General features: G+C 62.4%; 8 protein-coding genes. 4 read left to right on the top strand and 4 right to left on the bottom strand.

Going from position 1 to position 14686, the window contains the following annotated elements; genetic code table 11:
* Positions 1-76: 76 nt before the first annotated feature.
* Together MWN76_RS09685 and MWN76_RS09680 are read left to right on the top strand one after the other, a co-directional pair.
* A complete protein-coding gene (locus tag MWN76_RS09685) occupies positions 77-2527 on the top strand; it encodes a TonB-dependent receptor (protein WP_250461205.1) in 2451 nt (816 codons plus the stop codon).
* A gap of 86 nt (positions 2528-2613) precedes the next feature.
* Entirely contained in the window at positions 2614-4224 is a 1611-nt protein-coding gene (locus tag MWN76_RS09680) for a tetratricopeptide repeat-containing sulfotransferase family protein (RefSeq protein WP_250461204.1), read from the top strand.
* A 54-nt stretch (positions 4225-4278) separates the two neighbouring features.
* Here the strand turns inward: MWN76_RS09680 and MWN76_RS09675 are convergent, their stop codons facing one another.
* Positions 4279-7038 (bottom strand): M1 family metallopeptidase, encoded by a 2760-nt coding sequence (locus tag MWN76_RS09675; RefSeq protein WP_250461203.1) that lies wholly within the window; start codon positions 7036-7038, stop codon positions 4279-4281.
* A 113-nt stretch (positions 7039-7151) separates the two neighbouring features.
* Positions 7152-8702, bottom strand: coding sequence for an alpha/beta fold hydrolase (locus MWN76_RS09670; RefSeq protein ID WP_250461202.1), 1551 nt, complete (start codon positions 8700-8702; stop codon positions 7152-7154).
* Positions 8703-9070: 368 nt separating this feature from the next.
* On the opposite strand from MWN76_RS09670, the gene MWN76_RS09665 reads away from it, so the two are divergent.
* Entirely contained in the window at positions 9071-10582 is a 1512-nt protein-coding gene (locus MWN76_RS09665) for a hypothetical protein (RefSeq protein ID WP_250461201.1), read from the top strand.
* A 210-nt stretch (positions 10583-10792) separates the two neighbouring features.
* Positions 10793-12964 carry a transporter substrate-binding domain-containing protein gene (locus MWN76_RS09660; protein ID WP_250461200.1) on the top strand — a complete coding sequence of 724 codons (2172 nt, stop codon included), beginning with the start codon at positions 10793-10795 and terminating at the stop codon, positions 12962-12964.
* A 79-nt stretch (positions 12965-13043) separates the two neighbouring features.
* Here the strand turns inward: MWN76_RS09660 and MWN76_RS09655 are convergent, their stop codons facing one another.
* Complete coding sequence (locus tag MWN76_RS09655; RefSeq protein ID WP_250461199.1) at positions 13044-13547, bottom strand: DUF2059 domain-containing protein; 504 nt, start codon at positions 13545-13547, stop codon at positions 13044-13046.
* A gap of 155 nt (positions 13548-13702) precedes the next feature.
* The gene (locus MWN76_RS09650) at positions 13703-14581 is read right to left on the bottom strand and encodes an Nmad3 family putative nucleotide modification protein (RefSeq protein WP_250461198.1); all 879 of its coding nucleotides are present in this window, start codon (positions 14579-14581) and stop codon (positions 13703-13705) included.
* Positions 14582-14686 lie beyond the last annotated feature (105 nt).

Below are 14686 nucleotides of genomic sequence, written 5' to 3'. Positions count from 1 at the left end.
CCGGTGCTCAGCCTGTCCGACAATCGTAAAATCTAACGGCGCGGTTCGGCCGGATCAAAATAATAGCGAGGGAGCCATGAAAGAACAAAGCAAGCAGGGGTTCAGCAAAAAAGTCCTGGCGACGGCCGTGGCCGCAGTTTCCGCAGGGAGCCTGGCCTCGCTGCCCCGGTTCGTTGTCGCGCAGGAAGATACCCTGCTGGAGGAAGTCATCGTGACGGCCACGCGCCGCGCGGAGAGTGTGCAGGATATTCCCTACAATATCTCCGCGGTCTCCGGTGACGAGCTGGAATCGGCGCAGATTGTCGATGCGGCGGAAATGATGCGCAGTATCCCGGGCCTGACGGTCGTCGATCGCGGTTATCGCAACTCGGGCACCGTCAACGGTGTGATCATTCGCGGGATGAACGTGGACAGTGGCGCAAACGGCGATGTACCGCTATCCGCGGTGCCCACGGTGGCAACCTATGTGGACGATACCGCGCTCTACGGAAATTTCATTCTCAAGGATATCGAGCGCGTTGAAGTGTTGCGCGGGCCGCAGGGAACCCTGTATGGGTCCGGATCCCTGGCCGGTACAGTGCGCTATATCATGAACAAACCGGACCTGGATGCCTTCGAGGGCAAGGTCAGCAGCGGCGTTGGCCAGACCGAGGGCTCCGGGGGAATCAACTTCAACGCAGATGCCCTGGTCAATATTCCGCTTTCCGACAAGGTTGCCATCCGGGCAAACGTGGGGATGATCGACAACGACGGTATCGTCGATTACGCCAATGTCTACCGGCTGGATACGGACGGCGCACCGGTCGCCGCCGATGGCGACATTGCCGCCGGAGATCCCGTCTTCGAGCACAGGGAGGATGTCGATACCGTGGATATCAGCTACGGCCGGGTGTCGGTATTGTTCGAACCCAATGACCGCTTCAGCGTGCAGTTGTCCCACCAGGTCCAGGAGGACGACATCGGTGGCCGCCGGCAGGTCACCCGCGGTACCCACTGGGTCGACGGCAGTGAGGACTTCTATGATGACTACGAAAACGGCGCGGTGATTCGGGAGCCCTCGGAGCGAAAGGTGGACCTGACGGCGCTGGAACTGTCGGTGGACCTGGGTTTTGCCACCTTTACTTCCAGCACCTCCAAATACAATCACACCGGCAGCGGTATCAGCGACAACACCGGTTTCTACGCCCGGAACGACTGGTTCGAAGCCTATTACAGCGGCACCCCGCGCCCACTGGCTGTGGCCGAGCGTTTCTATGAAGACTCCGCGCTGACCCAGGAAATCCGCCTGGTTTCCAGCGGCGATACCTTTGTCGACTGGGTGGCCGGTTTCTTTTATATGGACCAGGACAGCAACGCCGGCCAGAACAGCCTGATGCCGGGGTGGGCCGAGTGGATGGCGGTCATTCCCGCAGATTTTACACCCGGCGCCAGCAAGGCGGAGGAGTGGACGGGCTGGGGAGCCAATGTCCAGGACCAGGACTTTTACTTCCGCCGCAAGCAGAGTTTTACCGATGCGGCCGTCTACGGCGAGACGACCTTCAATTTCAGCGATACCCTGCGCGCGACACTGGGTTTGCGCCACTTTGACAACGAACTGAAAAACGACAGCACTCTCCAGCTGCCAATCTGGCCGGAACCCGAAGAAGATACCAAAGCGACATTCAGTACCGAGGATGAGGACACGCTGCTGAAAGCCAACCTGTCGTGGGATACGACCGCCAGTACCATGCTTTACGCCACCGTTTCCGAGGGATATCGCCGCGGTGGTTCCAACGCGGTGCCCCTGATTGGCGGCTTCTCCGAAAACCCGGCCTATCTGCAGTACGGGGCCGACAGCGTGATGAACTATGAGCTGGGCTTCAAAGGTGCGACAGACAGCCTGCGTTACACGGTGTCCGTCTTCCGTATGGACTGGGAGGACCCGCAGCTCAATACCTCCACTCCCAACTGGGGGTTCTTTGCCGCGGTCAATGGAGACTCGGCCCGTTCCCAGGGCATCGAACTCGAATTGCAGGGCAGCCTGGCCGGGTCACTGAACTACGGTATTGGCTATGCCTATGTCGACAGCCAACTCACCGCCGACTTCTATCAGCCCGCAGGCAATGTCGACGGCAGTGGCGAAGTGTTCGAGTTCATGGTGGCCGAGGACGGCAAAGCCCTGCCCAGCAGCCCGGAGCACACCCTCTCGGTATCGCTGGACCACACCGCAGAGTTTGGCCCCGGCCTGATGCTGGTATCGCGCCTGAGCGCCTATTACCAGTCGGATTCGACCAACACCATCGGCAGCGGTGCCACCGCCGCGGATATCGATGCCTTCAGCCTCTGGAACGCCAGCAGCACTTTACTGGCCGACAGCTGGAGCGCGACCCTCTACGTCAAGAACCTGTTGAACGAAGACGGTGTAACCGGAGCCCTGCCCGAGGCCTACATGGGAACCGACCCCGCAGAAAATTTCTACGGCAATTCGTCGAAAGACTATATCAGCCAGCCGAGAACGCTCGGCGTTTCCGCAAGCTACCGTTTCTGACAGACCATTGTTGCAACTGGTTGCCGGCCTTTATGGCCGGCTTTTTTGTTGTTATAACGGTGAAAATAATCATGGGAGAAAACCCATTGCCCGAGCCGAATAGCGCAGTGCTGTTCCAGCGCGCGAGATCGTCCTTTTCCAGGGGGGCGCTGGCGGAGGCCCGGCAGTTGATTTCCGGGGCTCTGGCCGCGGATCCGGACTTCATCAACGCCCACCGCCTGGCCGCCGATATCCGTGCGGCCATGGGCGAACCGGAGGCCGCCTGTGAAATCCTGCAACGGGCCGCGGCCCGGCTCGCACCGGGCAGTGGACGCCACACTGCGGTCTCCCTCCACCTTGCCGGGTTGCTTTTGCAACGCGGCGATTTGGCCGGCGCCGCGTCGGCGTTGAAACTTGAGGCGATTCTTCCGCTCAGGGATGTCCGCATGCTGGCGCGGGCGGGTTACCTGTACAGCTGTTGCGAGGATCACCCCCCGGCACTCGCGGTGTACGAACGCGCTCTGTCGCTGCAACCGGACAACAGCGATCTGCTCTACAACTGCGCCGCGGCAAACCGGGCCATGGGGAACAGTGATCGCGCCGAGGATCTCTACGATCGCGTACTGGCATCCCGGGCGGAGGACTGGGAGGCCTATCGCAATCGCTCCGATCTCCGGAAGCAGACGGAAACCCACAATCACCTGGACCAGTTACACACACTGTTGCAGTGCGATCCGCTGCCGGTACAGGCCCGGGTGCAACTCAATTTTGCTCTGGCGAAGGAGCTCGAGGACCTGGGGCGAAGCGGCGAGAGCTTTGACGCGCTGCAGGCGGGTTGCCGGGCAAGGCGCTCGATGATCCAGTACGACGTCGGTCGGGACTGCAGTCTGATGGCCGCAATCCGGGAGACTTTCGACGCGGAAAAACTCGGAAATATCGACGCGCCCGGGGACGCCGGTGAGGGCATTGTGCTGGTGCTGGGGATGCCCAGGACCGGAACGACTCTGGTGGACCGCCTGTTGACCTCCATCCCCGGTGTGGTCTCCGCGGGCGAGCCGGATACCTTCGCCCGCCTGCTGGGCAATGCGATAGCGCAACGGCATCCCGACGCGGACACCGGCGAGAATACCGCAGTGCACGCGGCGGGCGCGGTGGATATGGTCGAGTGGGGAAGCGCCTATGCGAGGCAGATGCGGGCGCGGGCAGACTACTTTTCCGGAGAGGTGATCCTGGATAAGAACCCGATGAACTTTCTCTATGCCGGGCTGATCCAGCGGGCACTGCCGGCGGCAAAAATTGTGCACCTCATCCGCGATCCGCTGGATACCTGCTATGCGGTGTACAAGACGCTGTTCAAGTCCGCCTATCCCTTTTCCTACGACCAGCTCGAACTGGCCCGGTATTATCTCGGCTACCGCGCCCTGATGGATCACTGGCGGCGGGCCCTGCCCGGCCGGTTTCTGGATATCCACTACGAGCGGTTGGTTGCCGACCCGCCGGCGGAAAGCCGCCGGCTGTTCGCGTTTTGCGGGCTGGAATGGACAGAATCGGTGCTGGATTTTCACCGGCAGAAAGGCGGCGGGACTGCCACCGCCAGTGCCAGCCAGGTACGGCAGCCGATCTATCGATCGTCCGTCGGCAGGTGGAAAGATTACCACGAGCAGTTGCGGCCCCTGATCGATAGGCTGGAAAAAAGCGGTGTCTTCCAGACGGGTTGATCCGCTTGCAGAACCGCCGGGGCGAACACGGCGTTCGCTCCGGCAGCGGGTTGTTTACGGCAATGCCGCCACCAGTCCCTCCCCTTTCTCCTTCAGCGCCATGCACAGCTGAATCTGTTCCTCGGTCTGCGCCAGGCTGCGCTGGTAGCCGGGGGCGAGTTTGCCGTGTTGCCTGAACAGTGCCTGCACTTCCTCCAGGCGGTCGCCATCGCAGAAGTTGCGTGCGAACGCCGGCGTCTGGCGGCGCCACTGGCCGGGGATTTTCTCCAGTACCGCCGGGAACTCCCGTTGCAGCCACTGCCAGTTCTGCTCGCGAGTGGCCGGCTCGGCCAGGGCGTGTTGAATCAGTCCGAAGGCTTCGCGGGAACCCATGTCCTCGCCCAGGGCGAGTTTGCGTATGGTCTCCAACTGGTCCGGGTTGTCAGTGCTGCCGATGGCATTGGCGCTGGCGTTGTCGAAGCGCGGGTCGTCCAGATCGCCGCGCATCGCGATCAGGTGTGGCAGGAAACCGTCCGTGTCCTGCACCGCCACGGTCAGCGCCGCTTCGTACAGGTCGGAATCCAGAGCCTCTGCATCGCGCTTGCGTTCGAAGCCGGTAAAGGCCGCGGCCTTTTCGGCGAGCTGTTTGCGCGCATCCGGGTCTCCGGCGGTCAGTGCCATAAAGCTCAGCAGCTCGCTGTGCAGCAACTGCTGCTCGCTGTCGTCGCTGTCGTCGCTGTCGGCTGTCTCCTTGAGCACCGGGCCGTAGAGCGATTGCGCGAACGCCAGAAACGCCGGTTGTGCCTTCTCGCTCACGTAGTTTCGGCGATATTTCTCCAGGTATTCCAGCGGTGCCTGGATGACCTGGCGCTTTTCCGCGCGAGCGGATTTCTGTATCACTTCCACCAGTGTCGCGGCCGGCAGCCGGCCCGCTTCAAAATCGGCGAAGGCGCTGTCGATGATCGACAGTTTCTCCGTGGGTTCGAACATCGCGAACCGCTCCAGCAGCGGCGCCCATTGGGCCTCTTGCAGGCTCCAGCGATAGTAGCCGCTGCCCTGCGCATTCGGCAGCAACCACTGCGGGCATTCGCCACCGGAAACTTCAATCGCCTGCCGGGGCTGGGTCAGGATCTGGCACTGTTGCACACCGCTGTCGGAACTGAAGCAGAACGGGATGCTCCACTTTTTGTCGACATCGGCAATGGGGGAGCCCAGTGGTTTATAGCGGCTCTGGCTGACCTCGATGCTGGCTGCACCGCCTTCGTCGCAGTTGACCGCCATCTCCAGCAGCGGCACGCCTTTCTGTTCCACAAAGCTGCGGAAGGTTTCGGTCAGTTCCGGCGTGCCGGTTTCCTCGCCGATCACGCGGTAGAAGTCCGGTGAGGCGGCAACGCCGTCGGCAAAGGTCTCGATATAGCGGCCCAGTGCCGGACGGAAGGTGCCGGCGCCGAAGTAGCGGTCGACCATGTTGATGACGCCGAGACTCTTGCGGTAGGTGATGGCATCGTAGGCGTTGCGGATATCGTGGTTGTCTTCGATCGGCTCGCGGATCGCGCGGGTGCTGGCGAGTGAGTCCAGTTGCATGGCGCTGATGGCGCTCGCCGCGGCGTTCAGGTCGTGGCCGCCGTCCGGTTCCATGATCGTCAGCACCAGCGGCGTGCCCCAGGTGGCAAAGCCCTCCTTCAGCCACAGGTCGTCCCACCAGGGCGGCGTGACCAGGTTGCCGAACCACATATGGCCGATCTCGTGCGCGTGTACGCCGAGCAGCGCCAGGCGCGCACCGGGGGCGGGCTTGTCGCCCTCCACCAGGATGCGCTGCTCGCGGTAGGTGATGGCCGCAGACAGTTCGGTGGCACCGCTGGGCCACTGTGGCGCAGCGACGATATCCAGTTTCTCAAACGGGTAGGGGCGCTGCAGTTCTTCCTCGTAAATCTGCACCATGCGCGGCGTGATATCGAGAATATAGTCCAGGTCCCCGCCGCGACCCCGGCGCGCGAAGCCGCGCAGTGGAATCGGTTCTTTACGATATTCGTTGGCGGGAATGGCCGGCCGCTCCACCACATCGAACGGGCCCACGGACAGCGACAGCAGGTAGGTCGGTGTCGGGCGGGTGGTGGCGAAGGTGACCTTCTCCAGGCCGTCGCCGGCGGGCTCGCGGGAAATCTCGCGGCCGTTGCTGATGGCGGCGTAGCCCTCGGGTACCGTCAGGCTGATATCGAACGGCGCCTTCAGGCCCGGCTCGTCGAAGCCCGGCAGGTATTTGCGCGCCTGGATGGATTCGGACTTGGCCAGCGCGTAGGCGTCACCCTGTTCCTCCACCTTGAACAGGCCGGCCAGGTTGCGGTCGTAGGCGGCACTGTACTCGAAGCGCAGCGTGAATTCGCCGGCGGGCAGCTGTTCGGCGAAGCCGACGCGGGAAACACCGCTGTCCAGCACTTCCAGGTATTCGGCGTCGACGGTCCTGCCGTCGGCGAGAGTGGCGGTGGCTTCGCTGATATCCAGGTTCTTGCCGTGCAGCCAGAGATGGTCGGCGGCCTTGTCGAGCTGGATATCGATTTCCACACTGCCGGAGAAATCGTCGCGGCGCGGGTCCAGCAGCAGGTCGAGCCGGTAGGAGGTGGGGCGCACGCCCTCCGGCAGGCGCCCGGCCGGTGCCTCCGCGGCGTATTGGGCGCCGGGGGCCGGTTGTTCGTCGACCGGCTGTTGCGGTGCGGTCGATTCAGTCGTTTCTTCCCCGGGTTGTCGGGCGGCTTTCCTGTCGTCGTCGGCGGGACCGCAGGCGATCAGCGCCAGCAGCGGAACGGCCAGCAGGCCGCACAGTAATGATTTTGTCATGGCGTCTCGGTGCTTGGCAGAAAACCGCTATTGTAACGGTTCGGGGTGTCGCTTGCCGATGGGGACGCGGGAACCCGGCCCGGGCGAACACGGCGTCCGCCCGGGCTGTGTCATTACAGGTGCGGAATGATCAGCTTCGATTCCTGCCCGCTGCGGTACGGCACCCTGATTTCGTAACGGGTATCCGCCGGTTTCTGGTAGATGGCGCCCTCGGTGTCGATCGCCAGTGTCACCACATGGCCGGGCGGCACGTCGTAGCTGGTGGTGAAAAACTCGACGCTGATTTTCTGTTCCCCGCCCACGTCGGCATCGTGCAGGGTCACGGGCGCGTGGGTGATCAGGCGGCCCAGGCCCAGCGGGCCTGTGTCGTACAGGTGCAGTTGCAGCTGTACTTCCGGTTTGCTCGGTTCTATCCACAGGTCCAGGGTGGGGGTACCGCGGATTTTGAGAGTGCTCCACTGCACGGGCCCGTTGTACTCGATGGCGTGGTAGCCGTTGATGCCGTTCATATTCGTGTATACCGGGATACCGAAGCCTTCCAGTGCATCCGAGATCAACGGGATGCCGGTACCGGCCCTGGTATCGGCGCCGCCGTGAAACGTATTGCGCCAGCGCCAGCCGTTGTAGGGGTTGTTTTCCATGCTGGCATTGTTGAAATGGCTCAGGCGCGGATGCAGGTACCAGCTGCTGCTGTTCTGCGTTACCGGGAAATCGTCGAATCGCTCCAGGCGGTTGCTGATGCGCACGGTCATATCCACTTTGGGTTCCGTATCGATACCGTTGGCGTCGCCTTTCAGGTAGTGATCGAACCAGCGGAAGCTGGTGGCCCAGATGTGGCCGTCGTTGCCTCCCAGGGTTTCGGTGATTGCGTGGGTGCCCGGGTTCAGCAGCAGTTTTTTGGGCCCTTCCAGCAGCGTGTAGAGATCCGTCATGCTGTTGGGCTTGAACAGGTAGTCGGCGAAATTGTTCGACATCAGCACCGCGGTGCCATTCGCGTTCAGCGCATCGACGAACGACAGTGCCGAGCGCGAGGCACCGAACTCGATTACGCCATCGATATTGGCGCCGCTGCGCAGGTCGCTCCACACCCGGTCGACGATCTCCTCGCGCTTGAAGGCGGTATTGACCAGCAGTGTGCCCCAGACGAGGTTGACCGTCTCATTTGGGTAGAGCCCCTCCACCACGTCGGACCAGCCGGACAGCGCGGCTACCGCATCCACGCGCGGATCGGCCGCGGCACCCAGCAGCGATACGCCGGCGCCGTAGGAGATGCCGGCCATGCCCAGTTTGCCCACCGGGTAGTTGGCCTCCAGCCAGTCGATCAGCACGCCGGCGTCGGCGATGCTGTTGTCCCCGGCCACGTCCACCAGTCCACCGGACTGGCCGAAGCCGCGAGTGGAGTAGCTCATGACCAGGTAGCCGTTATCCGCCAGCGCCTCGGCCTGCAGCAGGTACTGGTGTTTGTCCAGTACCCAGCTGTTGGTGAACAGTACCGTGGGGTAGCCGCCGGCCGGCGGGGGCGAGTCGGGCACGAACAGGTTGGCGTCCAGTTCGGTGCCGTCGAAGCTGGTGATATCCAGGTCGGGAATAAATTGCGGCGCGGCCCAGCTATGCGCCGCCAGCAGGGCGCCGCCGATCAGCGCCAGTAGCGGTGATGTTTGCATGGTGTCTCCCTCATCGTTATATATTATTTGTGACCACATAGTCTATTTTGGTCATCCGCTGAATATTAGAAGTTGTGGCGGAGTCGGGGGCTGTGGAATTGCCGTTTTGCGACGGGAATCTCGTCGATTGGCGCTCATCCCCACTTGCTGGAAGCCCCGAAATGTATGACCTGTACGTCTATTCCGGTCGGTAAAAAACCGGCAAGTCGGTTGGGGGAGACTAAAATTGTTCTTTTTTTGATCAATAAAAACAGGTAGTGTGTGGGCTTCAATGTTCCGCCACGGAGGGCCCCGAGAAGAAACGACCCGGTGGCAGAACTATGTTCCCTCGCGCTCTCTCTTTGTTGGTAATTTTTTCCGCGGTTTTATTGTCGGCCTGCAGCGCGCCGGAGAACCTCGGCGAGGAAACCTGGTACCAGGTAAACAGCCCCAACTTCCGGATCGTGACCAACGGCGACCCCAAGGCCGTGCGCGCCCTGGCCAAAGACCTCGAGCGCTACCGCGCCGTGGCGATCAAGCTGCTCGACGTCAAGGACACCGGCAAGAAGCTCACCATCTACGCGGCAGCCGATCGCCAGAGCTACTCCGGCCTGGTGGGCGCCGAGCTGGGTGAGCTGACCAACGGCCTGTTCGATACCACCGAGCGGGGCAGCTACGCGCTGGTCAATCTCGACGGCCGCACCGGCGAACGCCAGTTGAAGGCGCGCGAGTTCCTGTTCCACGAGTACACGCACTTCCTGAGCTACAACGGCAATACCGTGCACTACCCCTACTGGTACAGCGAGGGTTTTGCCGAGTTCATGTCGACCATGACGTTTACGCCCGACGGCGGCTACCAACTGGGTGCCATCCCCGAGGAGCGCGCCTACACACTGCTGTTCACCGCGCCCATGCCGCTGGAGAAACTGCTCCGGGCGACCACCCACAACACCACGGATGAGGAGAAAACCCAGGTCTACGCCAGCGGCTGGATGCTGACCGACTGGCTGCTGATGCAGAGTGGCAAGACGAAAGAGTTCAAGCAGTTCGTCAAGGCCTATAACGACGGCGCCGACCCGGTCGAGTCGCTTGAGAAAGCCCTCGATATGAGCCTCGCCGATATGGAAGAGCAGTACGGCCGGATGTTCCGCAAAGGCGAGTTCGAGCTGGTGCGGGGCCGTATACCGTCGGGCTTCCGGGAGGCCAGGCCGGATGTGCACCAGTTGGCGCAGAGCAGCGCGATCGCCGAGATCGGCCGCTTCCTGGTACTGTCCGGTTACAACGTCGACGAGTTGCACTCGCTGATCCAGTACGCCCACGCCGAGGGTGTGGACAGCCCGGAACTCACCGCCGTACAGGCGGAAGCGGAAACCCGTATCGGCAATTTCGATTACGCCGAGCAATTGCTGGCGTCGATTCCGGTACAGGACCGAAGCAAGTTCTGGTACCAGAACGTCGATGCCTGGCTGGGATTGAACCGCCAGGTCAGCACCCCGGGCGCGCAGCGCGATCCGGCCGAACTGAAAAAGGTGCGCGATAAATTCGTATTCCTGGTCAACAACGACCCGAAGACCGCCTCGCACTGGTACGGTCTCGCCATGAGTATGGAAATGCTCGACTATCCGCGGAACAAGTACCTGGAAATGCTCGAGCAGGCCTACCACCGCGCGCCGCGCCAGATCCATATCGCCCAGTGGCTGGCGACAGAGCTCTACCGGAAGAAGGACGTGGAGTACTTTACCCGCGTGGCCAAACCGCTGTTGATGGAGCTCTCCAATGAGGAGGAATACCAGCAGATGAAGGCCATGCTGGCGGACCTGCAGCCCGGTGATAAAAAGCAGAAACCGCGGGAAGACGGCGACAGGGTGCTGGCGCAGAAGGGCGCCTCGAAAGCCATCTGACAGCCCGGGCGCGTCACCTCCCGGGCCCCTTATGGCCCCGGAGCGTTGCGCGCCTCCATCCGGGGTGCGCATTTGCGGTTGTCTCACCCGGCCCTGATAACCTGTAGAATCAACCGATAACCCTCACCCACTGCCCGGCGTCATCGACGCCGGTTCCCTGGTAGGGTTGCAACAGGGATATTGCTACAGGATAAAAAATCGGGGCACTGCATGATGGACAAGCTGGCTTCAGTCTTTCTCTACCTCATTCTTTCCGTCGCCACCTTGACAGGTGCCGGCTGTGAACAGGAAACGCAGCAGGCATCGCCGCGGGCGGATACCGCTGCGCAATCTGCAGAGATCGAGCCCGAACCGGTCGTGGAGAAGCCGGAACCGCCGGCGTTTGAAAACTATATCGAGCGCGGTGATCTCGCCGCGATTGGCGAGCGCGGCGTACTGAGGTTGCTGGCCCCGCGCGGCCCGGTGGACGACGCCCTGCCTCGCGATGGCCTGCCCAGCAGCGAGTGGCGCCAACTGGCGGAAAAGTTTGCCCGCAGCCGCGGGCTGGAGCCCCAGTGGATCTATGTGGATAACTTCGCCGCTATGATCCCGGCGTTGCTGGACGGCCGCGGCGATGTGATCGCCAACAACTTCTCCCGCACCGCAGAGCGTGCCGGGCAGGTGGCCTTTACCCGCCCGCTGCAATATGTGCGCGAACTGCTGGTAACCCGCCGCGACAGCGAAGCGGCAGATCCGCTGAAGGTGGCCGTCCGCCGTGGCAGTGCCTTTGCGCAGACACTGGCCGACGGCCAGCGACAGCAACAGTTTTCAATCCAATACCTGGACGACGCCATCGGACACGACGAGCTGCTCGCCGGTGTCGCCAGCGGCGCCTATGCCGCCACGGTGGTCGACAGCAACCTGGCCGATGCGCTGCTGCCCTCCTACCCGGGCCTGGTGGCCAGCAGCGAACTGCAGTCCCAGCGCGCCATTGCCTGGGCGGTGCGGCGGCAGGCACCGGAACTGGAGCGCGCACTGAATGAATTCTTTACCGCCGAGCACCTGCTCGCGAGCCAGCGCCAGCAGCGCCTTCGCCGGGATTGGGACGAGATCGGGGACAGTCGCACACTGCGCGTACTGACGCGCAATCACCCGGCCTCCTACTTCATGTGGCGCGGTGAGCTGATGGGGTTTGACTACGACCTGTTGAAGAAATTCGCCCGCGACAACAACCTGCGCCTGAGCATGGTGGTGCCGGGCCCCAACGTGGATCTGGCGGAAGCCCTGGATGCCGGTATGGGAGACCTGGTGGCGGCCTCGCTGACAGTCACCGATGCGCGCCGCGAGCAGGGTATGGTTTTTACGCGACCCTATCTGCAGGTCAGTGAACAGGTCATTGCCGCCAAGTCGAACAGGGTGACAAAGCCGGAGCGGCCAATCGGCGAATTGCTCGCCGGCGGGCAGGTGGCCGTCAATCCACTCAGCAGTTTTCACGGCCACCTGCAGGCAATGGCCCGCGAGCAGGCAGAGCCGATGGATATCGTTCCGGTGGAGGGCGCGACGACGGAGCAGTTGATCGATGCCGTGGCGCGTGGGGATTACACCTACACCGTGGCCGACTCCCACCTGGTGGCGATCGAGAATACCTACCGCGATGACTTTTCCGTGGTCGGCGAACTGCCGGGCAAGCAGGATATCGCCTGGGCCGTGCGCCCGGACCAGCCGCAACTGTTGAAGAAGCTCAACGCCTTCCTCAACGCGCACTACCGCGGGCTGTTTTTCAATGTCACCTACAACAAATACTTCGAGGAACCCAAGCGTATCCGCCGCTACCAGGAAGGCCGGTTGCGCACGGTGGATCGACTGTCCCCCTACGACCCGATTGTCCGCACGCTGGCCGAGCGGGCGGATCGCGACTGGCGCATGGTCGTCGCCCAGATGTACCAGGAGAGCCGTTTCGACCCGCGCGCCCAGTCTTTTGCCGGCGCCCGTGGCCTGATGCAGGTGCTGCCGCGCACCGCCCGGCAGATGGGGGTGAGCAACCTGTACGAGCCGGAGAATGGCATCCGCGCCGGTATCTCCTACCTGGGTTGGCTGGAAGAGCGCTTTCCGCGGGACCTGCCGTTCGACCAGAAAATCTACTTTACGTTGGCTGCCTACAACGCGGGCCACGGCCACGTGCGCGACGCGCGTAACCTGGCCGCGCGGCTGGGCAAGGACCCGGACCTGTGGTTCGGCAATGTGGAGATCGCGATGCTGATGCTGTCCCAGCCGGAACACTATCGCCAGGCGCGTTTCGGTTATGTGCGCGGCCGTGAACCGGTGAACTATGTGCGGGAGATCCGGGAGCGGTACCTGGGCTACCTGTCGGTCGCCAGAAATGAAAAGGCGATTGCCAACTGAATTTTACCGGGCGGTAAATCGGGCGAATTCCCACAGGGGCCTTGAAACAGGCCCCTGCAGTGCAAATGCGCTCCGTGTCCTACTGCTGGTTGTTTTCCTTGATCCTGGCCATGGCCCGCTGCTGGATTTTCTGCATTTTCGGCGCCATGGCGGCGGTTTTCTGCTGCATCAACTGTATTGTCTGCTGCATGATCATCGGCATCTTGGCGACCAGTGCCTTGCCGGCATCCGTCTTGTAGAAATCCAGTATACCGTTCACTTCGGACTGGGTGAGGGAGTTTTTGTAGATCTGGGTGAACATTGGGGCCATTTTGTCCCAGGTGAATTCCTCTTTCATGACACTGGTCATCTGGCCGCGCATCTCGTCCAGTACCTTCTGGTCTTCCTCCGAGATCTCCCGGCCGGCGAGCGCCTGTTGCATGGATGCCTTTATGATGTTGTCCATCTGCGCCATGGTTTTGTCCATCAACTCCCTGGTTTCGGTCACGGTCATCAGTTCGCGGATGGAGTCGTCCGAGGGCGGAGTGGCCAGGGCCAGGGGGCAGAATATGGTGGCGACAACGGCTATCAGCAGCTTCTTCATCGGTTTGTCTTCCTTAAATCTGTACATTCATCACAGGGGCACAGTACGGGGATTGCGCCCTTGGCGGCGTATACGCAGCGGTGTTGGGTGTCGCCAGGCGTATTAACGGGTGGGGAAGGTACCAGAGTTTTTGTGCGGTTGCTTTACCGCCCCCATCAGATTCCGCAGGCAGTGCCGTACCCGGTCACCAGATTGGTGATCCACGGCATCACTTCCGGGTACTCGCCCGTGTTCAATACAAATTCCTGTCCCCTCGCCGCACACTGCAGGTTGCAGTGCGCATCCCCGCTCTGTTCCCGGCTCCAGCGCTCCGGTTTCAGATGGTAGCTCAGTGGTGTGCGCCCACCCTCGGGGAAAAAGAAGTGTGGCAATCGCCAGGCGGTGGGGCGCGGGGAGGACGGATGTGTGAGGCTCAATCCGGGCGCCGTATACGGAAATATGCCCGCGGCGGGCAATGTCTTCCCGCGGCCTTGCCGTCGCAGCCTGTCGCCGGCGATATACAGCGTATTGGCCGCGTCCGGCCCGATTTCGAAATGCGGGTGGTAGCGTGCCCAGGGGATATCGCCGGCCTGGAGGTGGTCAACTTTGAGGATATCCCCGACCGACAGCCAGCCCCACAGAATATGGCGCGCCGGCTCGCTTTTGACAAAGCGCCAGCGACCGCCGGACCGCTCCACCGGCCGGAAGAGGCCGAAAAACAGGAACAGGTCGCCCGGCTGGATGCCCTGCCGGCGCAGGTGTCCCTGCGCCGCACCCGTCTGTCCCAGCAGTGGTTTCCAGCCCCGCTGCCGCGGCAGCGCATCGGCGTGCATATCCGGATCCAGGTGCGCGCCGCAGTGCGCGGTTATACCGCCGCGTGTCAGATCTTCGACCAGTGCGCCGATACCGTGCTCGCGGAAATGCAGGTCGCCGTAGCGGATGCCGGAAGCCCGATCGGGTATCGGCAGCGCGTAGAGGCTGCCGTCGGGGAAAATCGGGCTGGGGCAGCCGCCGGCGGAGGAGTCGAAGCCTTTGCGGCTCAGTATCAGGTGCATCTCCGCACTATAAATGTTGCCGGCGGACGCGCCAATACCGGGCCGCCGGTATCAGTCTTTAGCACCTTACACCACACCAGTGATATGGTTGTGCGACTACCTCTA

Origin of the sequence: Microbulbifer litoralis (assembly GCF_023634065.1) — a bacterium.
In the GTDB taxonomy this organism is placed as follows: domain Bacteria; phylum Pseudomonadota; class Gammaproteobacteria; order Pseudomonadales; family Cellvibrionaceae; genus Microbulbifer; species Microbulbifer litoralis.
This window is presented reverse-complemented; position numbering and strand designations above follow the sequence as displayed.

What these genes read in the sequence shown, in the direction of transcription:
- MWN76_RS09685 (WP_250461205.1), top strand. Translation starts at nt 77, where the DNA reads ATGAAAGAACAAAGCAAGCAGGGGTTCAGCAAAAAAGTCCTGGCGACG.
- MWN76_RS09650 (WP_250461198.1), bottom strand. Translation starts at nt 14,581, where the DNA reads ATGCACCTGATACTGAGCCGCAAAGGCTTCGACTCCTCCGCCGGCGGC.
- MWN76_RS09675 (WP_250461203.1), bottom strand. Translation starts at nt 7,038, where the DNA reads ATGACAAAATCATTACTGTGCGGCCTGCTGGCCGTTCCGCTGCTGGCG.
- MWN76_RS09660 (WP_250461200.1), top strand. Translation starts at nt 10,793, where the DNA reads ATGATGGACAAGCTGGCTTCAGTCTTTCTCTACCTCATTCTTTCCGTC.
- MWN76_RS09670 (WP_250461202.1), bottom strand. Translation starts at nt 8,702, where the DNA reads ATGCAAACATCACCGCTACTGGCGCTGATCGGCGGCGCCCTGCTGGCG.
- MWN76_RS09655 (WP_250461199.1), bottom strand. Translation starts at nt 13,547, where the DNA reads ATGAAGAAGCTGCTGATAGCCGTTGTCGCCACCATATTCTGCCCCCTG.